The sequence below is a fragment of the Geothermobacter ehrlichii genome (assembly GCF_008124615.1).
Lineage (GTDB): Bacteria > Desulfobacterota > Desulfuromonadia > Desulfuromonadales > Geothermobacteraceae > Geothermobacter > Geothermobacter ehrlichii.
This window is the reverse complement of record NZ_VNIB01000006.1, coordinates 51119-74392: the sequence shown is the minus strand read 5'-3', so window position 1 is coordinate 74392 and position 23274 is coordinate 51119. Positions and strand designations below refer to the sequence as shown.

General features: G+C 61.6%; 21 protein-coding genes and 1 riboswitch. Of the genes, 13 read left to right on the top strand and 8 right to left on the bottom strand.

Annotated elements, in window-relative coordinates:
* Positions 1-130: 130 nt before the first annotated feature.
* The 6 genes from EDC39_RS07940 to EDC39_RS07920 form a co-directional block, all read right to left on the bottom strand.
* Entirely contained in the window at positions 131-1942 is a 1812-nt protein-coding gene (locus tag EDC39_RS07940; RefSeq protein WP_148895845.1) for a methyl-accepting chemotaxis protein, read from the bottom strand.
* Positions 1943-2262: 320 nt separating this feature from the next.
* Positions 2263-3987, bottom strand: a complete 1725-nt coding sequence (locus EDC39_RS07935; RefSeq protein ID WP_407925434.1) for a methyl-accepting chemotaxis protein — start codon at positions 3985-3987, stop codon at positions 2263-2265.
* Positions 3923-4315 carry a hypothetical protein gene (locus tag EDC39_RS15585; RefSeq protein WP_246140211.1) on the bottom strand — a complete coding sequence of 131 codons (393 nt, stop codon included), beginning with the start codon at positions 4313-4315 and terminating at the stop codon, positions 3923-3925. The genes EDC39_RS07935 and EDC39_RS15585 overlap by 65 nt, the downstream gene beginning before the upstream one ends.
* Positions 4316-4618: 303 nt before the next feature.
* A complete protein-coding gene (locus EDC39_RS15580; protein WP_246140210.1) occupies positions 4619-6574 on the bottom strand; it encodes a methyl-accepting chemotaxis protein in 1956 nt (651 codons plus the stop codon).
* A 78-nt stretch (positions 6575-6652) separates the two neighbouring features.
* Positions 6653-7456 (bottom strand): PhnD/SsuA/transferrin family substrate-binding protein, encoded by an 804-nt coding sequence (locus tag EDC39_RS07925; RefSeq protein WP_187426710.1) that lies wholly within the window; start codon positions 7454-7456, stop codon positions 6653-6655.
* A 416-nt stretch (positions 7457-7872) separates the two neighbouring features.
* A complete protein-coding gene (locus tag EDC39_RS07920) occupies positions 7873-9720 on the bottom strand; it encodes a methyl-accepting chemotaxis protein (RefSeq protein WP_148895842.1) in 1848 nt (615 codons plus the stop codon).
* 248 nt (positions 9721-9968) lie between these two features.
* Between EDC39_RS07920 and EDC39_RS07915 the strand changes: the two genes are divergently transcribed.
* Entirely contained in the window at positions 9969-10331 is a 363-nt protein-coding gene (locus tag EDC39_RS07915) for a thiol-disulfide oxidoreductase DCC family protein (protein WP_187426709.1), read from the top strand.
* Between the two features lie 461 nt (positions 10332-10792).
* Here EDC39_RS07915 and EDC39_RS07910 read toward each other — a convergent pair whose 3' ends face one another.
* Positions 10793-11305: a ferritin gene (locus EDC39_RS07910; protein ID WP_148895840.1), complete on the bottom strand. Its 513-nt coding sequence runs from the start codon at positions 11303-11305 to the stop codon at positions 10793-10795.
* A 156-nt stretch (positions 11306-11461) separates the two neighbouring features.
* Positions 11462-11914 (bottom strand): hypothetical protein, encoded by a 453-nt coding sequence (locus EDC39_RS07905; protein ID WP_148895839.1) that lies wholly within the window; start codon positions 11912-11914, stop codon positions 11462-11464.
* A 264-nt stretch (positions 11915-12178) separates the two neighbouring features.
* On the opposite strand from EDC39_RS07905, the gene yihA reads away from it, so the two are divergent.
* The 12 genes from yihA (at position 12179) to cbiE (ending at position 23220) form a co-directional block, all read left to right on the top strand.
* Positions 12179-12781 carry a ribosome biogenesis GTP-binding protein YihA/YsxC gene (gene yihA, locus EDC39_RS07900; RefSeq protein WP_148895838.1) on the top strand — a complete coding sequence of 201 codons (603 nt, stop codon included), beginning with the start codon at positions 12179-12181 and terminating at the stop codon, positions 12779-12781.
* Complete coding sequence (locus tag EDC39_RS07895; protein ID WP_148895837.1) at positions 12778-13032, top strand: SemiSWEET family sugar transporter; 255 nt, start codon at positions 12778-12780, stop codon at positions 13030-13032. The genes yihA and EDC39_RS07895 overlap by 4 nt, the downstream gene beginning before the upstream one ends.
* A 41-nt stretch (positions 13033-13073) precedes the next feature.
* A riboswitch (cobalamin riboswitch) is annotated at positions 13074-13266 on the top strand.
* Positions 13267-13350: 84 nt separating this feature from the next.
* Positions 13351-13881: a cob(I)yrinic acid a,c-diamide adenosyltransferase gene (locus EDC39_RS07890; RefSeq protein WP_187426708.1), complete on the top strand. Its 531-nt coding sequence runs from the start codon at positions 13351-13353 to the stop codon at positions 13879-13881.
* A complete protein-coding gene (gene cobU, locus EDC39_RS07885) occupies positions 13881-14402 on the top strand; it encodes a bifunctional adenosylcobinamide kinase/adenosylcobinamide-phosphate guanylyltransferase (RefSeq protein WP_148895835.1) in 522 nt (173 codons plus the stop codon). Before EDC39_RS07890 ends, cobU begins: the two co-directional genes overlap by 1 nt.
* 21 nt (positions 14403-14423) lie before the next feature.
* Positions 14424-15485: a nicotinate-nucleotide--dimethylbenzimidazole phosphoribosyltransferase gene (gene cobT, locus EDC39_RS07880; RefSeq protein WP_148895834.1), complete on the top strand. Its 1062-nt coding sequence runs from the start codon at positions 14424-14426 to the stop codon at positions 15483-15485.
* On the top strand, positions 15482-16234 hold the full coding sequence (cobS, locus tag EDC39_RS07875; RefSeq protein ID WP_148895833.1) for an adenosylcobinamide-GDP ribazoletransferase: 753 nt from the start codon (positions 15482-15484) through the stop codon (positions 16232-16234). Before cobT ends, cobS begins: the two co-directional genes overlap by 4 nt.
* Positions 16235-16261: 27 nt before the next feature.
* Positions 16262-16864 carry an alpha-ribazole phosphatase gene (gene cobC / locus EDC39_RS07870; RefSeq protein ID WP_187426707.1) on the top strand — a complete coding sequence of 201 codons (603 nt, stop codon included), beginning with the start codon at positions 16262-16264 and terminating at the stop codon, positions 16862-16864.
* 37 nt (positions 16865-16901) lie between these two features.
* Entirely contained in the window at positions 16902-18290 is a 1389-nt protein-coding gene (locus EDC39_RS07865) for a cobyrinate a,c-diamide synthase (protein WP_148895832.1), read from the top strand.
* A 167-nt stretch (positions 18291-18457) separates the two neighbouring features.
* A complete protein-coding gene (gene thiC, locus EDC39_RS07860) occupies positions 18458-19765 on the top strand; it encodes a phosphomethylpyrimidine synthase ThiC (RefSeq protein ID WP_148895831.1) in 1308 nt (435 codons plus the stop codon).
* Positions 19766-19780: 15 nt separating this feature from the next.
* A complete protein-coding gene (locus tag EDC39_RS15740; protein ID WP_281289742.1) occupies positions 19781-20809 on the top strand; it encodes a precorrin-8X methylmutase in 1029 nt (342 codons plus the stop codon).
* 5 nt (positions 20810-20814) lie between these two features.
* Positions 20815-21885 carry a cobalt-precorrin-5B (C(1))-methyltransferase CbiD gene (cbiD, locus tag EDC39_RS07850; protein WP_148895830.1) on the top strand — a complete coding sequence of 357 codons (1071 nt, stop codon included), beginning with the start codon at positions 20815-20817 and terminating at the stop codon, positions 21883-21885.
* Between the two features lie 123 nt (positions 21886-22008).
* On the top strand, positions 22009-23220 hold the full coding sequence (gene cbiE / locus EDC39_RS07845) for a precorrin-6y C5,15-methyltransferase (decarboxylating) subunit CbiE (protein ID WP_148895829.1): 1212 nt from the start codon (positions 22009-22011) through the stop codon (positions 23218-23220).
* Positions 23221-23274 lie beyond the last annotated feature (54 nt).

Below are 23274 nucleotides of genomic sequence, written 5' to 3'. Positions count from 1 at the left end.
CTCGGCGATGTTCTTGTCTATGCCTGTTTGATTTGAAGGCCGCCCTAGATGGAGGTAGCGAATGACGAGCGGGCTTCTGCCGGCGACCCCCTCTCTCTCGGCGGGTCGCCGGCAGAACAGAACGAGGTGGTCAGTAGCGATCGAACTCGCTGTCATCGAGTTGAATGACGCTTTCCTTGGCTGTAGTAGATGCCGCGGCCGCTGGAGCGGGCGGGGTTTTGGGAGACGGCGTCACTGCCCTGGTAGGCTGGGGGACCGACCATTCTTTGGCTCTGGCGCTTTTCGGCCGGAAACGCCGCAGCATCTGTTGCAGTTTTGAAACCTGGCTCGAAAGCTCCTGGCTGGAGGCGGCGGTCTCCTCGGCAGTGGCGCTGTTCTGCTGGGTGACATGGTCGATTTGGGTCAGGCCGATGTTGATCTGGTTGATGCCTTCGGCTTGCTCATTGGAGGCTGTGGCGATGTCGGCCACCAGATCGGAGACTTCGGTGATGCTGCCGACGATGCGCTCCAGGGCCTTGGCGGTCTTGTTGGCGATGTCGGTCCCCTTGTCGGTCAATTCGACCGACCCTTCGATCAGTTCCGCCGTCTCCCGGGCGGCTCTGGCGCTGCGGGCGGCCAGGTTGCGCACCTCTTCGGCGACCACGGCGAAGCCCTTGCCGTGCTGGCCGGCGCGGGCTGCCTCGACGGCGGCGTTGAGCGCCAGCAGGTTGGTCTGGAAAGCGATCTCGTCGATGGTCTTGATGATCTTGTTGATATTCTGACCCGCCTCGGCGATTTCGTTCATGGCGGCGAGCATCGATTCCATTTCGGAATTGCCGTCTTCGGCGGCTTTTTGCGCCTGGCTCGAAAGGTGGTTCGCCTTGTCGGCGTTACTGGCGTTTTTCTGGATCTGCTCGGTGATGGTCAGCAGCGAGGCGGCGATCTGCTCCAGTGAGGCGGCCGATTCGGTGGCGCCGCGAGAGAGGGACTGGCTGGCGCCGGAAACCTGGTCGGCGCCGATGGCGATCTGTTCGCCGGAATGCTGGATCTCGCTCATGATGCTGTTGAGGTCCATCTCCAGCTTCTTCAGCGAATGGCGCAGTACATCTTTGTCGTCGCGTGGGGTGATGCTGAAATCGAGATCACCATTGGCCAGCTTCTGAAGTGACGCGACCATCTCGTTTTGCAGTGAGTCGGCAAAGGCGTCCATGGCTCGGGCCATGCGTCCCATTTCGTCCTTGCGGTCGTTGAGGTTGAGCCGCATGTCGAGGTGGCCGCGTTCCATCTCCTCGATCATTTCCACCGTCTGGTGCAGGGGGCGCGAGACATGGCGGGCGAGGAAGAAGACCAACACGATCGAGGCGACGATGGCCAGCGCCAGGCCGCCGATGATGGTCCAGAAGGCATGACTGATGCGTGACTGGAGGTCATCCAGGTAGATGCCGGCGCCGATGATCCATCCCCAGCCGGGATGCTTGCGCACGTAGGAGAGCTTGTCGGTCGGTTTCTCCTGCCCCGGTTTCGGCCACTGGTACTGGACGAAGCCGGCGCCGTCTTTGGAGGTGACCTGGACCATTTCCCGGAAGAGATGCTTGCCGTTGGGGTCTTTGACGTTGGCCAGGTTCTTACCCTCGAGCTGCGGCTTGATGGGGTGCATGATCATGGCCGGTGTCGTGTCGTTGATCCAGAAATAGAGATTGTTGTCGAAACGCAGATTACGAATGGCGCTTTTTGCCAGCATCTGTGCTTCGCTGACCGAGAGCTCTTCACCCGCCTGCTTGCTGTAATGATCGACGATGCCCCATGCGGTATCGACGGCCATGGCCAGTTCCTGACGACTGCCTTGCCACACCTGGTCGCGATAACGAACGTAGATCCAGGACAGGCAGGTAGTGAAGATCAGGATCAACAGTCCGGAAACGAGATAGATTTTGCTGCCAATACTCAGGTTCTTCAGTGACATCGGATGCAAACCTCCTTGCGGTGTGTCGATGGTCCAACCGCAACGGTCCCCTGTGGGATTCTCCTACTGCTCGCAGGGAGAGTGTGAGGCAGGCCCAGCAGGCCGTCAGGGCGGGTCCAGGTTTGATAAACAGATCGGCGAAGGGAGGGATCCGTTTAGGTAAATCGTGTTAAAAGTTGTTATAAACCAGGCAGTTAGAGTGCAATAATTAGTTTTTACTTATTGTATGGTGTTGTCGGGAAAGGGGTAACGGGATGAAAAAAAGGCCGTCTTCAATGCAGAAGACGGCCACATGCAGCTGAAAGAAGTTGTCTGCGGCTTCAGTAACGGCCGAATTCAGCATCGTCCAGAACGATGACCTCGTCCGGCTTGAGGGCGGCCTGTGATTCCATTCTGCTCCAGCCGCTGCTGCTGTCGGACGCCCTGGTGGTTGCAACTCGTGGGGCCGGTGCCGACGGCGTGACGGCAGTGCTCATCTGCACGCCCGAGTTGCCTTTCAGCTTGAACCGGCGCAGCATCTGTTGCATTCGGGCGGCCTGACTTGAAAGCTCCTCGGCTGCATTTGCCAAATTTTCGGCGTTGGCAGTGTTTTTTTGTGTCACCTGGTCAATCTGGTTCAGGCCACTTGTGATCTCCGCAATTCCTTGGGCCTGTTCAGTACTTGCCTGGGCGATTTTGGCGACCAGGTCGGAAGCCTGGCTGATGCTGTTGACGATTTCTTCCAGGGCCAGGGAAGTGCGGTCGGCAATCTCGCTGCCGCGAGAGGTTTTTTCGACCGAGGCTTCGATCATGGCCGCGGTCTCTCGTGCCGCCTTGGCGCTGCGCCCGGCGAGGTTGCGTACTTCTTCGGCAACCACGGCAAATCCCTTGCCTGCAGTTCCGGCCCGGGCGGCTTCGACGGCGGCATTGAGGGCCAGCAGGTTGGTCTGGAAGGCGATTTCGTCGATGACCTTGATGATCTTGCTGATCTCCTGGCCGGCCTGGTTGATTTCGCTCATGGCGGCGACCATTTCGGTCATCTGCCGGGCTCCTTTTTCAGCCGCTTCGCGAGCCCGGCTGGAAAGATTGTTGGCGGCGATGGCATTATCGGCATTCTGTTTCGTCTGATTAGCGATCTCTTGCATCGAGGCATTCACTTCTTCCAGGGAAGCCGCCGATTCGGTAGCGCCGCCAGAAAGCGCCTGACTGGATCTGGAGACATCGTCCGCCGCCGCGGCGATTTCGTGTCCGGCGGTCTGCACCTGTCCCAGCAGCCGATTGAGACTGTGATTCGCTCTCTGCAGCGGTTCTCTGATCAGTCCCTTGGCGCTGAAAGTGAAATCTCCCTTGGCGAGACGGTCGAAGGCGGTGAGGATTTCGTCCTGGAGGTTGGCGGCAAACCGGTCCAGAGCCTGGCCAAGTTGACTGATCTCGTCGTTGCCGGTCAGGTTCAGGCGTCGGTCGAGCTGGCCGGTTTCCATGCCGAGGATCATGGTGACGATCCTGCCTAACGGTCGGACCACCCTGCGGTTGACCATCAGCCAGCAGAGGAAGGTGACGATCAAGGTAATCAGACCACCGCAGATCAACAGAGTTCTCAGGATGTTGACTTTTTTTCGCGAAACCTGTTCGTAGAGAATGACCGCCTTGTTCATTTCCCTGAGCAGAGTCAGGTTGGTGGCGATGATGGTTTTGATTGCCGATTGAATGGCAACCGGGTCCTGACTGTCGATCACGGTCTGAACATGTGGCGAAAAAGTCTTCCAGATAGCGTTCACCCGGTTCAGTTGCGCCAGGATTTCCGGATTGTCGGTAGCTGGAAGATTGAGTGTGCGATCTCCCTCGATCAGGGTTTTCAGGGAGGTGTCAAACAGCTCGCGGGTCTGTTTCAATGCCGCGCGAGTGCTGGAGACGTTTAGCCCGGCCAGGATGGTAAGAGCTTCTTTGGTCATTTTCTGGCTGAGCATACGTTGCCGGCCGGCAATATTGATAATCTGTGCGTCATTTTTCTGCTTGTTGAGAACCGCCAGAGAAATGCCGATCAGGCTGAGTGTCACCAAGGTGATTGTAGCGATCAGAGCGGGCAGCTTGACGCAGAGACCGATTTGGGCACTGGATTTCATCTGGGTACTCCTTTTGGGGGTTGAATATCTGACCGTCGTGCACCAGCGTCTGACAAGATGTGCGATGGGCGATGTCACGTCGGGTTGAATTGTCCCCGGTCCTAAGGGTGAACAGTCCAGGCAACAGCAGCAGTTCTTCGACCTGGTTCGACAGTTCCTCGGCCGCGGCCGCCGATTTTTCGGCGCTGGTGGTGTTTGGCTGGGTTGCCTGGTCGATTTGGGTCAGTCCCTGGCTTACCTGGGCGACGCCTTCGGTCTGCTCGGGCGACATCCTCGAGTCCCTTACGGGTGTGCCGATGGAATAACGGGATATTTTTCATATCGGCATTGTTGTCACCTGATTTAGGCGGAAATATGATTTGAACAAAAAAGCCCCCGAAGGGCGGAGGTGGACCAAAAAGAGCAATTATCCCAGTTGAAACAACTTGTTAAAGAGCATATGGGCTAGTTGTCCAGGACAGCCCCTTTTTGTATTTGGTAGATGCGAGTTCAGCACTGCTGGTTTGTGAAAGTGGCTGATCTGCAGCCTTTTTAGGGACAGCAGGTCAGGCATGGAAAATCTCCCGTTTTCATCTCAATAGTGGCCGAATTCGGAGTCGTCCAGGGCGACGACCTCGTCCGGCTTGGGGGCGGCGGCCTGTGATTCCATTCTGGCCCAGCCACTGCTGCTGTTGGAAGACCTGACGGTGGCCGCAACCTGTGCCGGTGCCGGCGGCGTGACGACCGCACTCACCTGCACGCCGGAGCTGCCTTTCAACTTGAAGCGGCGCAGCATCTGTCGCAGCTCCTCGGCCTGGTTCGACAGTTCCTGTGCAGCGGCTTCTGATTCTTCGGCACTGGCGGTGTTCTGTTGGGTGGTCTGATCGATTTGGGTCAATCCCAAGCTCACCTGGGTGATGCCTTCGGCCTGATCTGAGGAAGCGGCGGCGATTTCCGACGCCATAACGGAGACTTGGGAGATGCTGTCGACGATTTTTTGCAGCGCCTCTTCGGTTTCGCCGGCCAGCCGGGCGCCCCTTTCCGTCAGTTCGACCGAGCTCTCGATCATTTCGGCGGTTTCCTGGGCGGCCCTGGCACTGCGGGCGGCCAGGTTGCGTACCTCCTCGGCGACCACGGCGAAACCCTTGCCGTGCTGGCCGGCGCGGGCCGCCTCGACGGCGGCGTTGAGCGCCAGCAGGTTGGTCTGGAAGGCGATTTCGTCGATGGTCTTGATGATTTTGCTGATGTCCTGGCCCGATTCGGCGATATCGGCCATCGCCTTGACCATTTCTTGCATGCGGGCATTGCCTATGCTTGCCAGGTTTTGGGCTTCACTGACGACCTGGTTGGCCTTGCCGGCGTTTCCGGCGTTGCGCTTGATCTGGCCAGAGATCTCGTTTATGGCGGCCGATATTTCTTCGAGAGAGGCGGCCGATTTGGCGGCGGCTTCCGACAGGGACTGGCTGGTGTTGGAAACCTGCATGCTGCCGGCGGCGATCTGTTCGCCGGCGATATGAATTCTTTCCATGATGGCATTGAGGTCGTGGCCGAGCTTTTTCAATGCACCGCGAATTTTGTCCCGATCATCACGCGGGGTAACGCTGAAAGTCAGGTCGCCGCTGGCGAGTCTTTCCAGATTGGCGACCATTTCAGATTCCAGACTGTCGGCAAAGTTGTCCATTGCCTTGGCCATCTGTCCGATTTCGTCGTGGCGATCCATATGGAGGCGCTTGTCGAGATGGCCTTTTTCCAGTTCTTCCAGCATCTCCATCGTTTGCACCAGAGGTTTGGTAACCATGCGCCGTACCACGATAGCGAGAATGCTGCAAACCAGAATCAGAGCACCTGACATCAGTCCAGCATTAAGCATATTCAGGCGCCTCTGTTCCTTGTCGCCAATCTGTCGCGCATAAGCTGCTGCTTCGGCCAGTGCCTGCTGGCTTTGGGCTGTGAGTTTTTCGGTCATTTGGCGGTTAAGCTGGTTGATCTGCTCAAAAGTGGCCGCAACCTTCGCCAAATCATGCATTCCTTCAAGGTTGACCTGCAGGTCTATTTTCAGAAACGCGAATTTGCTCTTGATTGTTTGGCTGAAATTCATGCGATCCGAGGCATCGGAGTAGTGGCCGAAGAGAATAATGTCATCCTTCTCTGGATTCTCAGCTGTTGTCAGTTTGACCCAGCTGACCGCCTTGTTGGAATCCATTATTTTCCGGACTACTTTACGTGGGGAGTCGAAATCAAAATTCTCGACCATGGGAAAAATCTGGTTGGCCATCGCCTTGACCAGGGTGTTGAAGGAGTCTTTGTAGAGATTGAGAATAATGTCCCGGATTGTTTGATTGGCATTCTCCAGACTTGTGGCGATGGTTTCGGAATTGTCTTGCAACAGGGCTGTTGAAGCCTTGTTGTTCGTCTTTGTCTGTTCAAGGATCGATGAGACAATTTTCTGATTGTTTCGGGTGATTCCGACGCCATTCAGTATCGCCAGCAAGACAAAGGCCGCTGTCAATGTCACGAAAATCAGCAGCGGTAGTTTTTTGGTAATACTCATTTGTCGTAACTCCCTTGTCGACCCGCAAGGAAAAAGCACGGCCCGGTCGTGGATCACCGGGTCACCGGGGAGATCGCGTTACCAGCTGTATGTCATCGGATCAATTTTTCCCTTGGCCATCAACTTGAGAGGAAAATCAAGCCGGGAGACGTCGAAGGGAACCATTTTCGGAGCGTCGAATGCCTCTTTCCGCGCTTGGGCCGCTGCGGCGATTTTTTTCTGAATCTCTACCGGAACGGCATTGGATGCGGTCAGCACATTGTCAGGGTTTTTATTGATCGATATGCCGGGCAGTTTGTACATTGCCAGTTCGGGGAATTTGTGCCGGTTGGCTTCCCACCACCAGTTTTTTACGACACCTGCCTTGGCTTTGCCCGCTTTGACGGCCGCACAGGTCACGCTGTGGTTGGCGACGCCGATTGCAGCCTTGCCGTTTGTTGCCGCTTTGGCGCTTGATTCCCCAGAAGAGGCGCCGATGGCATAAGCAATTTTGTCCGGATAGTTGGCGAGAATTGCAACCGGGTCTTCTCCTTTGGGATAGACCAGAACGCCGCAATAGAGATCTTTGCCGTTGATATTCTGGACCAGGGGAGTTCCAAGACCACGAGCTTTGATGATTGCCTGGACGAAAGAGCCGGCATAAACCAGGTTGGGTTGATTCGTGGAGAAGGCTTTGAGGATCTCCGGATAGCTTTTGGCGATGCGGGGCCGTATCTTGATGCCTGTTTCCTCCGAGAGTGCCTTGGCGATTGTTCGTGCCTTGTCGGCTTTGTTCTTCCATCCCGGGGGGAACCAGCAGGTCAGGGAGTCGATGGCGAAAGCAGAACCGCAGAAGCCTGAGATCAGAAGAACAAGGGTCACGGCTGAGATGAGCTTTTTCATTTTGCCTTTCCTTTCGGTTGGTAATGAACTCATAGCTGAGAATGCGAACCTGGAAAATCCAGAGTTTCGTAGATGGCGAACCTGCCTCCACGACTTGCCGTGGACAGCAGGGTAGAAGGGGTTGACCTGGAAAGCTGTCAGAAAAAGCTGCGTCAACCCTCTAGCTCCCGGCGGTGTTTTCGTCAATGCCACTAATCGCCTTCACCGGGCCGGTAAGGCTTATGGATTCAGACCCGACTTTAATATTGCTTATCGCTAATGTTGGCCGAATCTTTAGGCGAAAAGCCAATTTTCAACAATTTTGGATTGCCGGTCGGCAATGAAGATGTGGATTGGGGGCAGGTGGTCGAAAAGTGGCTGACCTGCCGCCACTTTTGGGGCAGCAGGCCAGGTATGGGGAACACGCCGTTTTCATCTCAGTAGCGTCCGAATTCGCTGTCGTCCAGGGCGATGACCTCGTCCGGTTTGTGGGGGGCGGCCTGTGATTCCATTCTGGTCCAGCCGCTGCTGCTGTTGGAAGACCTGACGGTGGCCGCAACCCGTGCCGGTGCCGGCGGCGTGAAGACCGCACTCATCTGCACGCCGGAGCTGCCTTTCAACTTGAAGCGGCGCAGCATCTCCCGCAGTTCTTCGGCCTGGCTCGAGAGCTCTTCAGCGGCGGCCGCCGATTCTTCGGCAGTGGCGGTATTCTGTTGGGTTACCTGGTCGATCTGCGTCAGTCCCTGACTGACTTGGGTGATGCCCTCGGATTGTTCGCTGGAAGCCGAGGCGATCTCCGCCGCCAGGGTCGCAACCTCGGTGATGCTGCCGACGATCTTTTGCAGCGCTTCTTCGGTTTCGCCGGCCAATCGGGCGCCCCTTTCCGTCAGTTCGACCGAGCCCTCGATCATTTCGGCGGTTTCCCGGGCGGCCTTGGCGCTTCGGGCGGCCAGGTTGCGCACCTCTTCGGCGACTACGGCGAAGCCCTTGCCGTGCTGACCGGCGCGGGCCGCCTCGACGGCGGCGTTGAGCGCCAGCAGGTTGGTCTGGAAGGCGATTTCGTCGATGGTCTTGATGATCTTGCTGATGTTCTGTCCCGACTCGGCGATTTCGGTCATCGCTTTGACCATCTCCTGCATGCGCGCATTGCCTGTGTCGGCCAGCTGTTGGGCGTTGCGGGTCACCTGGTTGGCCCTGGTGGCGTTTTCGGCATTGAGCTTGACCTGGGTGGTAATTTCGGTGATGGCGGCGGACATCTCCTCCAGCGAGGCGGCCGACTCGGTGGCCGCTTCCGACAGCGACTGGCTGCTGTTGGAGATCTGCATGCTGCCGGCGGCGATCTGTTCACCGGCATTCTGGATTTTTTCCATGATGTCGTTCAGGTCGTCGGCCAGTTTTTTCAGGCTGTTGCGGAAGCGGTCGCGGTGGTCGCGGGGGATGATTTCGAAGGTCAGGTCTCCCTGGGCCAGCCGCTCCAGGTTGGCAACCATTTCATACTCGATCGCGTCGGCGCAGGCATCCATTGCCTTTGCCATCTGGCCGATTTCGTCCCGGCGGTCGAGGTTGAGACGCATGTCGAGATGGCCGCTTTCAAGTTTTTGGATCATGTCGACCAGACGTTTGATCGGATGGGTCAGATTGCGGGCCATGTACAGGCCGAAGGCGAGCAGCAGCACGGTGGAAATTCCGCAGAACAGGGCAAGAATCATGGCGAAGTGGCGGGTCTGCCGGGTGATCTCCGGTCCGAGAGCTTCGAGCCTGGCGTTGGCCTGCTGCGACAGGGCGAAAGTGGTTTCGCTCATCTCGCGGATCGGTTCCTTGTATTTTTTCAGTTCATGGTTGCCAGCGGCCGGATCCCTGATGGTACCGTCGACAATGGCCTGCCAGACATTTTGCATACCGATCCGGTAAGCTTCGGCTCCCCTGCGCATCTTTTGCACTGCGGCCTTGTCATCCGGCCGGAAGCAGAGCTTGTCCAGGCGATCAAGGCTGGCGAGAAGTTTGTCATAGGTCGTCCACCATTTTTTCTGGTAGGAGACGAACTTGTCGGGGTCGGCCAGGTTGAGCAGGCTGTCCTTTTCGTAACGGCGCAGGCTGAGGACATGCATGTTGGCCGCTGCGGCGGCCTGCTCGATCTGTCCTTCGGTCGCCAGGGCCTGGTGGGTCTTTTCTCCCAGGGACGAAATGCCCCAGAAGCCGGTCAGCCCGGTAGTGATCAGCAGCAGGGAAAAGAGCCCCAGTGCGACGAAAAACTGGTTGCGGATGCTCAGGTTGTGAAATTTCATGATCGTGTTCCCCCCCGTCTATTTTCCGAGCTTGTCGTGATTTGTGCCTGCGGTTGTTCGGTCCATGTTCGGATCGATTCGCTTGACGTTTCTCATATCGACCGGACGCGGGCAGGTCTTTAATGGACGTTGAAAAAAATGTTGATGAAGCTGAAAAACATTGCGGATGGTATCCTGGAAGGTACCGGCGAACCGATACCGGGTATACTGAAACGATGGGCGTACCAGACCACCCGGATGGGAGGCCGTTGCCTCTGACGATTTTTTTTGACGGCGCCTGCCCCCTCTGTTCCCGGAGGATTGATGGCTACCGGAGCGTCTGCCCTGACGACAGGTTGCGGCTGGTCGACATCAGCATTCCGGACTTTCTTCCCCCGGCAGGGGCTCCGGCAAGGGAGGAATTCGGACGGGTGCTGCATGTTCGGGATGCCGCCGGTCGCTGGCTGATTGGTGTTGATGCTCTGCGGGCGATCTGGCAGGTTCTGCCGCTGCGACGCTACCGGTTGCTGGCGATTCTGCTCGGTTGGCCGGGAATCGGCCTTCTGGCGCGGGGCGGCTATCGGCTGCTTGCCGCCAGTCGGCACCGGTTCACCACTCGTGGCTGGTGGTAAAGGGCAGGTGCAGGGAAAGATTCGATGGTTGGAAGAACAAAACCCCACCTGGGTGACAGGTAGGGTTTTGTCCGTTCGGGTGACAGTGGAGGATCACGCCGGTCGCCCGTTTCGTCCCACGAACCAATGGTGGCCCCCGGAAGAACGCTTCAGGCTTCCCGCTGCCAGGGCGGGCCTGCTCACCACGTCTTGCCGGAAGCGGGACTTTTCTGCAAGCTGACGAACCGGCTGGCACCGGTCGTGATCATCCCCTGTCCGGGACCCCGCTTGCCTATCTTATCGGCGCGGGGCCGGCTGACTTTAGCAGGATGTTGAAAAAACTGTCGCGGCTGGTGTGGCTCCGTGTCCGCAAGCCCACGACCGGCAGATAGCGCATGTCATTGGTGTTAGATGAAATTTGTCTGTTCGGGAGTGGGGGCGAACGGTGACCGCCCGGCCGGGCGGTCCCGAAATCGATCAGGTCATTTGGCGGCGGTGGGCGGGACAAAAGTGCGGGCGCTCAGCTCCTCGTCGAGGCGCAGCAGGCCGTTGCCGTCGTTACCGATGCGTTCGAGTTTACGGATGATCAGGGCGAAGCTGGCCTCTTCCTCGACCTGTTCGGTGACGAACCACTGCAGAAAGATCTGGGCGGCGTGATTGCCTTCTTCTTTGGCCAGATCCATCAGTTTGTTGATGCTGGCAGTGACGAATTTTTCATGCTCGAGGCTGAACCTGAAGGCTTCCAGCGGAGAATCGAAGAGATTTTTCGGGGCGTCGAAAGCGCGAAAATCGGTGCGTCCGCCGGCTTCGGTGATAAAGTTGAAGAACTTTTCGCCGTGAGTCATCTCCTCCAGGGTCTGCACCCGCATCCAGGAGGCGATGCCCGGCAGATCTTCCGCTTCGAAATATCCGGCGATGGCCATGTAGAGATAGGCCGAAAAGAACTCGTTTTTCATCTGCTCGTTCAGAGCATCCAGCAGTTTGTCGCTCAGCATGTCAGACCTCCGTATGCGATGCAAGGGGGATGAAACAGGTCCTTCACCAATACCACTTTTCCCGCGTTTTGCAAGGTGATCCGACAGAAGAGAGAGCAGAAAAGGGCGGGCCCGCAGGCCCGCCCTCCAGACAGATCCGGGGGTGTCGCTACCCGGTTACTTGTCGACAAAGATGATCTGCTTCAGTCCATCGATCGGCAGGGTTTCGGTGCCCAGTTCGAGGGTGAAGGGATTGCGGTAGGTGTAGGTGATGAAAGTGCAATTGCAGTCGGAGGGGAGAAAGGCGTCGCTCAGGATGAACTTCTTGCCGTCCGACTTGCGGGTCAGCTCGATCTGGCCGGCGCTGATTTCATTGCCGAACATGCTGTAGTTGACCTGGGGGCTGTCGAGAAAGAGGATTTCGGAAACCGTGTCCAGCGGCACCTCGATGGGGGTGCCGTTCCACCAGCCCTTGACCAGGTTGCGGTCGATCTTGAAGAAGCTGACCTCCTGACCTTCCAAGGTGATGCATTTGCCAGGCCGGGCGTCGGCGGCCACGGCCAGGCCGGCCTGGAAGGCAACAAGCAACAGCGCAACGGCAAACAGGCGTACCCACTTCGCAGCGTTCATTTCAGTTCATCTCCTTGAGGCAGTGGTTCGGAAAAGTGCGCGACCCTCGTCAGGATCAATTCCATGCCGGATGACCGGCCCGATCGGGTTCGTCCGCCGCCGCGGCGGCGGACGGCAAAGACAGATAATCTCTGTACGTTTAGCAATATCGGGAGAAAAAATCAACGCTTTTTCAGGCGGCCGGCAGACTTGGCAGTACCGTTCGGCGCGTGTTACATTCCCGGCTGTCTTCTTCATGCCGAACGACCGGGAAAGGGTCCGAACATGCACGTGTGTTCCGCCGAATTTCTGCAGAGCGCCAACCGTCCCGACAGCTATCCCCCGGCCGACTGGCCGGAGATCGCCTTTGCCGGGCGGTCCAATGTCGGCAAGAGCAGCCTGATCAACAGCCTGCTCGGCCGGCGCAAGCTGGTGCGCACCTCGCGTACGCCGGGGCGAACCCAGCTGCTCAACTTCTTTCTCGTCAACAGGGCCTTCTGTCTGGTCGATCTGCCCGGCTACGGCTTCGCCCGAGTGCCGGCGGCGGTCAGGCGGCAGTGGGGCCCGATGGTGCGCATCTACCTGGAGACCCGTCCCACCCTGCGCGGCGTCGTCTGGCTGCTCGACTGCCGCCGGGTGCCCAATGAAGAGGATCTGCAGCTGCTCGACTGGCTGGAGGAGCTGCAGGTGCCGACCATTCCGGTCATCACCAAGATCGACAAGGTCAAGCGCAGCCAGCGGGTACGCCAGCTGAAACCGATTCTGGCCGCCACCGGCCTGCCTGCCGACGCCTTCAGCGTCTTTTCCGCCCTGAGCGGCGAAGGCCGACAGGAGGTGTGGGAGAGGATTGAGGAAGCCCTGGGGCTGGTCGGAGAGACGGACGCATGAACGGTTATCAGTGGCTCGGGCTGCTCGGCGGCCTGCTGGTCGCTTTCGGCTTCGTTCCCCAGATCGTCAAGGTACTCCGGACCCGTTCCAGTCACGATCTGTCGCTGGTGATGCTGCTGGTCATCTTTGTCGGCGGTCTGTTCTACACCACCTATGCCTTTCTGGTTGGCGACCCGGTCTTCATCACCATCAATCTGCTCGCAACCGGCAATACCCTGCTGCTGCTGATCCTCAAGCTGATCTATCGCTGAGCCGATTCCGTTGACACCGGAGAAAGGCCTCTGCTAAAAGGGAGAGCGACAGAAGTCCAGGTGTCCGCCGCGGCTCGCCCGGCGGAAGAATAGGGAAGAGGGTGAAAATCCCTCGCTGCCCCGCAACTGTGAACGGCGACGAAGATCGCGGAAGCCACTGCCGGTCGATGGTGGGAAGGCGCGATCGGAGGATGACCCGTAAGCCAGGAGACCTGCCTGGACATTGACCGAGACTGGATCTTTCGCGGGAAGGGTCCGGGCGCGTCCCCTTCTTGACGAAGGAACCGACCCCGGACCAGGCTGGTTCGGGGTTTTTTCGTGGACGGACGCCCGACAGGACTGCTGCAGGTCTACACCGGCGACGGCAAGGGCAAGACCAGCGCCGCCATCGGCCTGCTGGCGCGCTTTCTCGGGCACGGCCGCCGCTGCCTGCTGGTGCGTTTTCTCAAGCCCGAACAGCCGGAGTCGGGAGAGCTGCGCTTTTTTCGCGATTGCTCCGGGCTCGAGATCCTGAATGCCGGTCTCGGCGTCGTCGGCCGGCGGGTCGACCCGGAGCGGATGCGTGCCAATGTGACGACCGTTTTCCGACAGGCCGCAGAAAGGCTGGCGACGGGCCGGTTCGACCTGGCGGTTTTCGATGAAATCAACAACTGTCTGGCCCGCGGCTATCTGACCGAGGAGGAGCTGCTCGCGTTTCTGCAGCAGCGGCCGGCGCATCTCGAGGTGGTCTGCACCGGCCGCAATGCGCCCCCCTTTCTGCTTGCCCGGGCCGACCTGGTGACATCCATGGAAAAGATCCGACATCCGTTCGACCGGGGCATCGCCGCCCGGGCGGGGATCGAGTACTGATGGCCCCCCTGGTTTTCGTAACCGGCGGCGCCCGTTCGGGCAAGAGCACCTTCGCCCGCCGTCGCTGCGAAGAGCATGGTGCGCCGCTGCTTTACGTGGCCACCGCCACCATCGAAGACGACGAGATGGCCTGCCGGGTCGAACGTCACCGGCAGGAGCGCGGTGACGCCTGGCGGACCCTGGAGGAGCCGCTCGAGCTGGCCCGGCGGCTGCCGCCTGCCGTTGGCGACGCCAGGGCGGTGCTGATCGACTGCCTGACCCTCTGGCTGAGCAACCAGTTTTTCGCCTGTCGTGAACAGGCGCCGCCGGTGCTGGCCCGGACGGAAGAACTGCTCGAAGTTCTGCTGGCGTTGCCGGTGCCGGTCTATCTGGTCAGCAACGAGGTCGGCAGCGGCATTGTGCCGGACAACCGGTTGGCGCGGCTGTTTCGTGACTTGGCCGGCGAGGTCAACCAGATGTTCGCCGCCCGCGCGCATCAGGCCTGGCTGCTGGCCAGCGGCCTGCCGCTGCGGCTGAAATAGACTGTTCAGGGAGAGAACCGCATGCAACCTATCGATCTTGCCCGTGCCCTCGACCTCATCCTCCCCGTCGATCCGGCCCGCCTGGTTGAGGTGCAGGCCCGCATCAACCGGCAGGCCAAGCCGAAGGGCTCGCTGGGGCGGATGGAAGAACTGGCCCGCCGCTATGTCGCCATCAGCGGCCGGGAGGATATCCGTAAAAAGGTCATCTTCACCTTTGCCGGCGATCATGGCGTGGTCGCCGAAGGAGTGAGCGCCTTTCCGCCCGAGGTGACGCCGCAGATGGTGCACAATTTCCTCGAGGGCGGGGCGGCGATCAACGCCCTGGCCCGCCACGCCGGCGCCGAGGTGATTGTCGTCGACATGGGAGTGAATGCCGATTTCCCCCCCCTGGGCGGCCTGCTGCAGAAGAAGATCGCCAAAGGCACCGCCAATTTGGCCGTTGGACCGGCGATGAGCCGGCAGCAGGCGATTCAGGGACTGGAAACCGGCATCGAACTGGCCTTCTCCTGTGTCGATGCCGGCATCGACCTGGTCGGCACCGGCGACATGGGGATTGGCAACACCACGCCCTCATCAGCCATCCTCGCCGCTTTTTCCGGCCTGCCGGTCGAGGAAGTCACCCATCGCGGCACCGGCATCGACGATCCGGCCCTGCAGCGGAAGATCGACGTCATCCGTCGCGGCCTCGAGATCAACCGGCCCGATCCGTCCGATCCCGTCGACGTGTTGGCCAAGGTGGGCGGTTTCGAGATCGCCGGCATCGCCGGACTGGTTCTCGGCTGCGCCGCCGTTGGCATCCCGGTGGTGGTCGACGGCTTCATTTCCACTGCCGGCGCCCTGATCGCCGTCGAGCTGCATCCGAAGGTGCGCGACTACATCTTCATGGCGCATCGTTCGGTCGAAATCGGCCACGGCCACATGCTCGAACGCATCGGGCAAAAGCCGCTGCTCGATCTGGAAATGCGGCTCGGCGAAGGGACCGGCGCCGCTTTGGTGATGAGCCTGATCGAGGCCGCCCTGCGCACCTACCGCGAGATTCTCACTTTTGATGAAGCCGGCGTGGCACGGGGAAACGACCAGTGAACGAGGCCTGGCGAGACTTCCGGGCGGCGGCCGGTTTTCTAACCATCCTGCCGGTAGCGCGCGATCTCGAGCTGACGGGAGAACGACTGGCCCGCAGCATGGGCTTCTTTCCCGCCGTCGGCCTCGCTCTCGGTCTCGGGCTGGTGGTTCTTGATTGGCTGCTGGGGGCGCTTGTTCCCCGTCCGGTGCTCGATTGTCTGCTGGTGCTTGTTCTCATCGTGGTCACCGGCGCCCTGCATCTGGACGGCATTGCCGATCTGCTCGACGGCCTGGCGGGTGGCCGCGGCGACCGGGAACGGACCCTGAAGATCATGAAGGACAGCCAGGTCGGCGCCGTCGCCGTGGTCGGCCTGGTGATGCTGCTGCTGCTCAAGTACCTGAGCCTCTATCACATCCCCCCCGAGCAGAAGAAGGCGGCCCTGATGCTGATGCCCTGTGCCGGCCGCTGGATCCAGGTGGTGCTGGCCGCGTTCTGCCGCTATCTGCGACCCGAAGGCGGGACGGCGGCGATCTTCGTCGACCAGGCCGGAGAGCGGGAAAGCCTGCTCGCCACCGGCACCCTGCTGCTGGCCTGCGTCGTCCTGTTCGGCATGAAGGGGATCTTCCTCCTCTTCCTGCTCGGCTTGGCGGCGATGCTGCTCATCCGCTACTTCGAGATCCGGCTCGGCGGCGTCACCGGGGACGTGCTCGGCGCGGCTTCGGAGATGGTGGAGGTGTTGAGTCTGCTTCTGGTGTTGGCGGTGGTTTGATGTCGGCTAAAGGCTAAGGGAACGAAAGTGACCGAAAAAACGCGACTCTACCTGATGCGGCACGGCCAGGTCGAGGGGCATGAGAAAAAGCGCTACAACGGCCAGAACGACGTCTCCCTGACCGAACCGGGACGCCGGCAGGCGCTTGAGCTCGCCGAGAGGTTGCGGAAGATGCCGCTGGCGGCGGTCTATGCCAGCGACCTTTCCCGCTGCGTTTTTGGCGCCCTGGCGGTGGCCGAACCTCACGGCCTGCAGCCGGTGTTGCGCGTCGAGTTGCGTGAGCTGCACATCGGCAAGTGGCAGGGGCTGACCTGGGATGAAATCCAAAGCCGCTGGCCGCACGAATGGCAGGTACGGCTCGACGACCTGGTCGGCTACCAGGTCGAGGGCGGCGAGAGCCTGCGGCAGATGGCCGAACGGGTGCGGCCGGTGGTCGCCGAGCTGATCGAACGGCATCGCGGCGAAGAGATCGCCATTGTCGCCCACGGCGGGGTCAACCGGGTGATCCTGCTCGATGCCATCGGCGCTCCGCTGGAGCGGATGTTTCACATCGAGCAGAACTACGGCTGCCTGAACATCATCGACTACTGGGCGGACGGCAATGCGACGGTGCAGTTGCTGAACGGCTGAAAAGAACGGTCCCTGCGCGAGATAAGATTTTGATCTTATGTTCTCACCCCTGATCATCGCCGCCCCGTCGAGCGGCAGCGGCAAGACGACCGTCACCCTCGGGCTGTTGGCGGCGCTGAAAAAGCGGGGGGTTACGGTCGCGCCCTTCAAGGTCGGGCCGGACTACATCGATCCCGGCCATCATGCCGCCGCCTGCGGCCGGGTCAGCCGCAATCTCGACGGCTGGATGTGCGGCGAGGCGGCGGTGCGGGAAAGTTTCGCCCGCGGCTGCGCCGGTGCCGGGCTGGCGGTCGTCGAAGGGGTGATGGGTCTGTTCGACGGCGCCGCCGGAGATACGGATGCCGGTTCCACCGCCGAAATCGCCCGCTGGCTGGACGGCCGGATCCTGCTGCTGGTCGATGCCCGCTCCCAGGCGCGCAGCGCCGCCGCCCTGGTCAAGGGGTTCGTCGATTTCGATCCGCGACTGCGTTTCGCCGGGGTGGTCTTCAACCGGGTCGGCTCGAGCCGTCACCGCCAGCTGCTCGAACAGGCCCTGGCCTCGACGCCGGGACTGCCGCCGCTGCTCGGCTGCCTGCCACGCCATGAGGAGATACGGTTGCCGGAACGGCATCTCGGCCTGGTCATCGCCGGCGAGACCGGGCATGACTATGCTCCGCTGGCCGAGCTGGTGGAGAAACATCTCGATCTCGACCGGCTGCTGGCCGGGCTGTCGGGGAAGGCCGCCCCATACTTCCGTCCCCTTTCTTCGGAAAGGGGAGATGAGAAGAAGCGGGCACGGATTGCCGTGGCGAAAGACGCCGCCTTCTGCTTCTGCTATCCCGAGAACCTGGAGCTGCTGCAGGCGGCCGGGGCCGAACTGGTCTTCTTTTCGCCGCTGGCCGAGGCGTTGCCGGACGGGATCGACGGACTCTACCTGCCGGGCGGCTATCCGGAGCTGCATGCCGAGCGCCTGGCCGGCAACCGGTCACTGCTTGCGGCCCTGCGCCAGCGGGTCGAGGCCGGTCTGCCGGTCTACGCCGAGTGCGGCGGCCTGATGCTGCTCGCATCCGCCATCGACGGCCGGCCGATGGCGGGCGTACTGCCGGGCGTGGTGCGGATGCTGCCGAAGCGCCGGGCCCTCGGCTATCGCCAGGTGCGCTTTGTCGCCGACACGCCCCTCGGACCGGCCGGAACCCTGGCCCGCGGCCACGAGTTCCACTACTCCGAGCTGGAGCTGTCGGCACCGGTGGAACGGGCCTATCACCTCGGCCGCCAGAACGGCGAGCCGCTCGGCGCCGAGGGCTTTCGGGTGCACAACGTGCTGGCCAGCTACGTGCATCTGCATTTCGCCGGCAACCCGGCGCTGGCGGAGAATTTCGTGCGGTTTTGTGAAGAACGGAAAGCATCAGGCCGCCAAGACGCCAAAGACACCAAGAAGATTTTTTAACGCGGAGGCGCCGAGCGGGAGAGAACGCGGAGGAAAACAAAAGATAAACGAAACAAAGGTTTTTTCTCTCCGTCTCTGCCTCTTCGCAACTCAGCGTCATACAGGGTTTTGATCGTCTTCGTGTTCTTTGTGCCTTCGTGGTGGATTTTTCAAGGAGGAATCAACAGGTGCCAACCCAGATCGAATTCGCCCGTCAGGGCACGGTCACGCCGCAGATGGCGGCGGTGGCGAAGAATGAAGGTGTCAGTGAAGAGTTCGTCCGCCAGATGGTGGCCGAGGGGAAGGTCGTCATTCCCAACAACAGCAACCGCAAGCCGAAGGCGGTCGGCATCGGCAAGGGGCTGCGGACCAAGGTCAACGCCTCGATCGGCACCAGCTCGGACATCGTCGACTACGACGCCGAGGTGCGCAAGGCGCTGGCCGCCCAGGCGGCCGGCGCCGATACCCTGATGGAGCTTTCCGTCGGCGGCGATCTCGACCGGGTGCGGCGCGAGGTGATTGCCGCCGTCGACCTGCCGGTCGGCAACGTGCCGCTCTACCAGGCCTTTTGCGAGGCGGCGCGCAAATACGGCGATCCGAACAGGCTCGACGAGGAGCTGCTGTTCGAGCTGATCGAGAAGCAGTGCGCCGACGGCATCGCCTTCATGGCCATCCACTGCGGCATCAACCTCTACACCCTGGAGCGGCTGCGCAAGCAGGGCTACCGCTACGGCGGCCTGGTCAGCAAGGGCGGGGTGTCGATGGTCGCCTGGATGATGCATAACGGCCGGGAGAACCCGCTCTACGAAAAATTCGACCGGGTCTGTGAGATCCTCAAGAAATACGACGTGGTCCTCTCGCTGGGCAACGGCCTGCGCGCCGGGGCTATCCACGATTCGAACGACCGGGCGATGGTGCAGGAGCTGCTTATCAACTGCGAGCTGGCCGAAATCGGTCGCGAAATGGGCTGCCAGATGCTTGTCGAGGGTCCGGGGCATGTCCCCCTCGACGAGGTCGAGGCGAATATCCGGCTGCAGAAGCGGATGAGCGGCGAGGCCCCCTACTACATGCTCGGGCCGATCTCCACCGACGTCGCCCCCGGCTACGATCACATCACCGCCGCCATCGGCGCCGCCCAGTCGAGCCGGTTCGGCGCCGACCTGATCTGCTACATCACTCCGGCCGAACACCTGGCTCTGCCCAACGAGCAGGACGTGGTCGAAGGGGTCAAGGCGGCCCGCGTCGCCGCCTACATCGGCGACATGAACAAGTACCCGGAGAAGGGCCGCGAGCGCGACAAGCTGATGAGCAAGGCGCGCCGCGACCTGAACTGGGAGAAGCAGTTCGAGCTGGCGCTCTTTCCCGAAGATGCCCGCGCCATCCGCGCCAGCCGCACCCCGGAGGACGAGGCGACCTGCACCATGTGCGGCGAATTCTGCGCCTCGCGCGGCGCCGGTGAGCTGTTCAGGGGAGACTTGAAGGGGGACAAGGTTTAACTTGAAAGGGCCGGCATGAAAACCGCCATTCTGCTGATCGGGCATGGTTCGCGGCATCCGGAATCCGGCCAGACGGTGCAGCGCATCGCCGGACAGCTCGCGGCACGGACCGGGGGCGTGCCGGTCGAGGTCTGTTTTCTCGGCCTGCAGTCGCCCGGCGTTCAGGAGGGAATCGACGCCTGCGTCCGGGCCGGGGCGCAGCGGGTTCTGCTCTGCCCCTGTCTTCTTGCCGCCGGCCGTCATCTGCGCGACGATCTGCCGCAGGAGCTGGCCCGGGCCCGGCAGCGCCACCCCGGATTGGAGATGGTGCTGGCCGAACCGCTTGGCGACCATCCGCTGCTGGCCGAGGTGGTCGCGCAGCGCTTTCAGGCCGCCGCGGTCGCGGCCGGCTGGCAGGATGGGGTGGGGCGACCTGATGAGGCCGGGATCATCCGTGACCCGCTCGCCATCGAGCGGCAGAGCTTTGCCATGATCGACGCCGAGGTTGGTGAGCATCGCTTCGACGCGCATCAGTGGCCGATCGTCCGGCGCATCATTCACACCACGGCCGATTTCGATTTTGCCACCACCACCTGTTTCTCTCCCGGCGTGGTCGGCCGGGCGCTGGCCGCCCTGCGCGCCGGGGCATGTATCTACTGCGACACCAACATGGTGCTGGCCGGCGTCAACAAGAACCGCCTGGCGGCGCTGGGCGGCCGCATTGCCTGCCATGTCGCCGATCCGCAGGTCGCCGCCGCGGCCCGCGAGGCCGGAGTGACCCGTTCCATTGTCGCCCTGCGCCAGGGGGTTGCCGAAGGGGCGGAGATCTTTCTCATCGGCAATGCGCCGACGGCGCTGTTCGAGCTGCTCGCCCTGGCGGGGCGGGGCGAGGTCAGGCCGGCGCTGGTGGTCGGGGTGCCGGTCGGCTTTGTCGGCGCGGCGGAGTCGAAGGAAGCCCTCTACGCGTCGAACCTGCCCTACATCCTCTGCCGGGGGCGCAAGGGGGGATCGGCGATCGCCGCCGCCATCCTCAACCAGCTGCTGATTCTGGCGGCGGAGGGTTGAGCCGGATGGGCCGCTCCCTGCGCCACGGCTACACTACCGGCGCCTGCGCCGCCGCCGCGGCCCTGGGCGCGGCACGCTGGCTGGCCGGAGAGGAGCCCGGGCGGGTCGAGCTGCTGTTGCCGGGCGGCGAACGGGCCGGGTTTGCCCTGCACGGCTGCCGGCGCGGGGAAGATCAGGCCTGTTGTTTTGTGGTCAAGGATGCCGGTGATGACCCGGACATCACCCACGGGGTGGAGGTGCACGCCCGGCTGGAAAGAATCTCCCCCTCTTCCCGGCATGCCTGCCCCGAAGGCGAGGTCCGGATTGTCGGCGGGGAGGGGATCGGTACCGTGACCAAGCCGGGCCTGGCGGTGCCGGTCGGCGAGCCGGCCATCAATCCGGTGCCGCGGCGAATGATCGAGGCGGCGGTCCGTTCGGTCTTTTCCTCCGGCGACTTCCGGGTGACCATCTCCATTCCCGACGGCGAACAGCGGGCCCGCAAAACCCTCAACGCCCGCCTGGGCATCCTTGGCGGTCTGTCGATTCTCGGCACCACCGGCGTCGTCCGGCCGCTGTCCCACCAGGCCTGGACCGATACCATCGATGTCGCCATCGACGTCGCCCAGGCGGCCGGTTGCGACCGGATCGTTGCCAGCACCGGCCGTTCCAGCGAAACGGCGGCGCGTTCGGCCCTGGCCGAGTTGCCGGAAGAGGCCTTCGTGATGATGGGGGATTTCGTCGGCCACCTGGTGAGCGCCCTGCGTCGCAAGGGTGGGCGGCATCTGGTGCTGGCGGCGCAGTTCGCCAAGCTGCTCAAGATCGCCTGCGGCCACGAACAGACCCATGTGCGCAACGCCGATCTCGACCTGAAACGGCTCGCGGCCTGGGCCCGGCAGGTTGATGCCACGGGTGCGACGGCGGCGCAGGTAGCCGGGGCGAACACCGCCCGCGAGGTCTTTCTCGCACTCGGCGCCGCGCATCCGCTGGTGGCACTGGTGGCCGAACGGGCGAGGAAAGAGTTGCATAACCGGGCGCCGGGCGTAAAAATAGAAATTCTCCTGGTCGGCTACGATGGCGAGGTGGCGGGGAGATTCTGACAGATTTACGGAGAATACGGAGGACTTCAAAACCATTCAACGCCGGGGCGGCGAGGCGCTTGACAGGGTTGTCTACGTAATTCGCGGGCGGTTTTTCGAATTGATTCTTTCAACGAGGGCAGCATGAACAAAATCTATGTGGTGGGAGCGGGCGTTGCCGGGCAGGAAGGCTTCAGCCGGCGGGCCCTGGAGCTGATCGAGGGAGCCGATCTGCTGATCGGCGGCGAGCGGCAGCTGGCGCTCTTTCCCGATTTCGGCGGCGAGACCATGGTCATCGACAGCAATCTGCCCGCGGTGGTGGAGCGTCTGCGAAGCCGCCAGGGCCGTCCGGTGGTGCTGGCGTCCGGTGATCCGCTCTTTTTCGGCATCGGCCGCTATCTGCTGCGCAACCTGCCGGACGAGGAGTTCGAATTCGTTCCCAACGTCTCCTCGGTGCAGTACGCCTTTGCCAAGATCCGCCAGCCCTGGGATGACGCCGTATTCGTCTCCACCCATGGCCGCGACCTGAAGCTGGCGGTCGACCGTATCGTCGCCAACGACAAGGCGGCGGTGCTGACCGACGAGGTGAACACGCCGGCGGCCATCGCCCGCGAGCTGATCGAGCGCGGCCGTGAAGGTTATGCCGCCTGGCTGTGCGAAAACCTCGGCGGCGCTGACGAGCGGATCGTCGAAACCGACGTGCGCGGCCTGCTTGAGATCGACGCCGCGCCGCTTAATGTTCTCATCCTGGTCAAGCAGTTCGAGGGCGAGAGCAGGGACCGCGGCTCCTGGCTCGGCATTCCCGATGACGAGTTCGCCACGGTGAAGAAGCTGATTACCAAGGAAGAGGTGCGGGTGGTGACCCTGGCCAAGCTGCGCCTGCGTCACGACATGGTGCTGTGGGACATCGGCGCCGGTTCCGGTTCGATCAGCATCGAGGCCGATCACCTGCTGCCCAACGGCAAGATTTTCGCAGTCGAGCGCAATGCCGAATGCCGTGCCTTCATCAAGCAGAACCTGCAGGCCTTCAACACCCGCAACGTGCACCTGGTGGAGGGGGACGCTCCCGAATGCCTGGAGGATCTGCCCGATCCGGACCGGGTTTTCATCGGCGGCAGCGGCGGCCATCTCTGGGAGATCCTCGAGGTCGCCGACCGGCGGCTGCCGGCCGACGGGCGCATCGTGCTCAACGCCATCACCCTCGATACCCTGACCGCCGCCAACGAGTTTTTCGCCAATGCCGGCTACCGGGTCGAGGTGGTCACCATCAATGTCGCCCGTACCCGGCCGCTGACCGATTACAAGATGTTCGAGGCCTACAACCCGGTCTACATCATCTCCGCCGACAAGCAGTGACGGTCCCTTTCGGGCGATGAATGGCACCCGAGGAATGCGCCGCTTCTCGCCGTT

What these genes read in the sequence shown, in the direction of transcription:
- EDC39_RS07940 (WP_148895845.1), bottom strand. Translation starts at nt 1,942, where the DNA reads ATGTCACTGAAGAACCTGAGTATTGGCAGCAAAATCTATCTCGTTTCC.
- EDC39_RS15585 (WP_246140211.1), bottom strand. Translation starts at nt 4,315, where the DNA reads ATGTCGCCCGAGCAGACCGAAGGCGTCGCCCAGGTAAGCCAGGGACTG.
- EDC39_RS15580 (WP_246140210.1), bottom strand. Translation starts at nt 6,574, where the DNA reads ATGAGTATTACCAAAAAACTACCGCTGCTGATTTTCGTGACATTGACA.
- EDC39_RS07925 (WP_187426710.1), bottom strand. Translation starts at nt 7,456, where the DNA reads ATGAAAAAGCTCATCTCAGCCGTGACCCTTGTTCTTCTGATCTCAGGC.
- EDC39_RS07920 (WP_148895842.1), bottom strand. Translation starts at nt 9,720, where the DNA reads ATGAAATTTCACAACCTGAGCATCCGCAACCAGTTTTTCGTCGCACTG.
- EDC39_RS07910 (WP_148895840.1), bottom strand. Translation starts at nt 11,305, where the DNA reads ATGCTGAGCGACAAACTGCTGGATGCTCTGAACGAGCAGATGAAAAAC.
- EDC39_RS07905 (WP_148895839.1), bottom strand. Translation starts at nt 11,914, where the DNA reads ATGAACGCTGCGAAGTGGGTACGCCTGTTTGCCGTTGCGCTGTTGCTT.
- yihA (WP_148895838.1), top strand. Translation starts at nt 12,179, where the DNA reads ATGCACGTGTGTTCCGCCGAATTTCTGCAGAGCGCCAACCGTCCCGAC.
- EDC39_RS07895 (WP_148895837.1), top strand. Translation starts at nt 12,778, where the DNA reads ATGAACGGTTATCAGTGGCTCGGGCTGCTCGGCGGCCTGCTGGTCGCT.
- cobU (WP_148895835.1), top strand. Translation starts at nt 13,881, where the DNA reads ATGGCCCCCCTGGTTTTCGTAACCGGCGGCGCCCGTTCGGGCAAGAGC.
- cobT (WP_148895834.1), top strand. Translation starts at nt 14,424, where the DNA reads ATGCAACCTATCGATCTTGCCCGTGCCCTCGACCTCATCCTCCCCGTC.
- EDC39_RS07865 (WP_148895832.1), top strand. Translation starts at nt 16,902, where the DNA reads ATGTTCTCACCCCTGATCATCGCCGCCCCGTCGAGCGGCAGCGGCAAG.
- EDC39_RS15740 (WP_281289742.1), top strand. Translation starts at nt 19,781, where the DNA reads ATGAAAACCGCCATTCTGCTGATCGGGCATGGTTCGCGGCATCCGGAA.
- cbiD (WP_148895830.1), top strand. Translation starts at nt 20,815, where the DNA reads ATGGGCCGCTCCCTGCGCCACGGCTACACTACCGGCGCCTGCGCCGCC.
- cbiE (WP_148895829.1), top strand. Translation starts at nt 22,009, where the DNA reads ATGAACAAAATCTATGTGGTGGGAGCGGGCGTTGCCGGGCAGGAAGGC.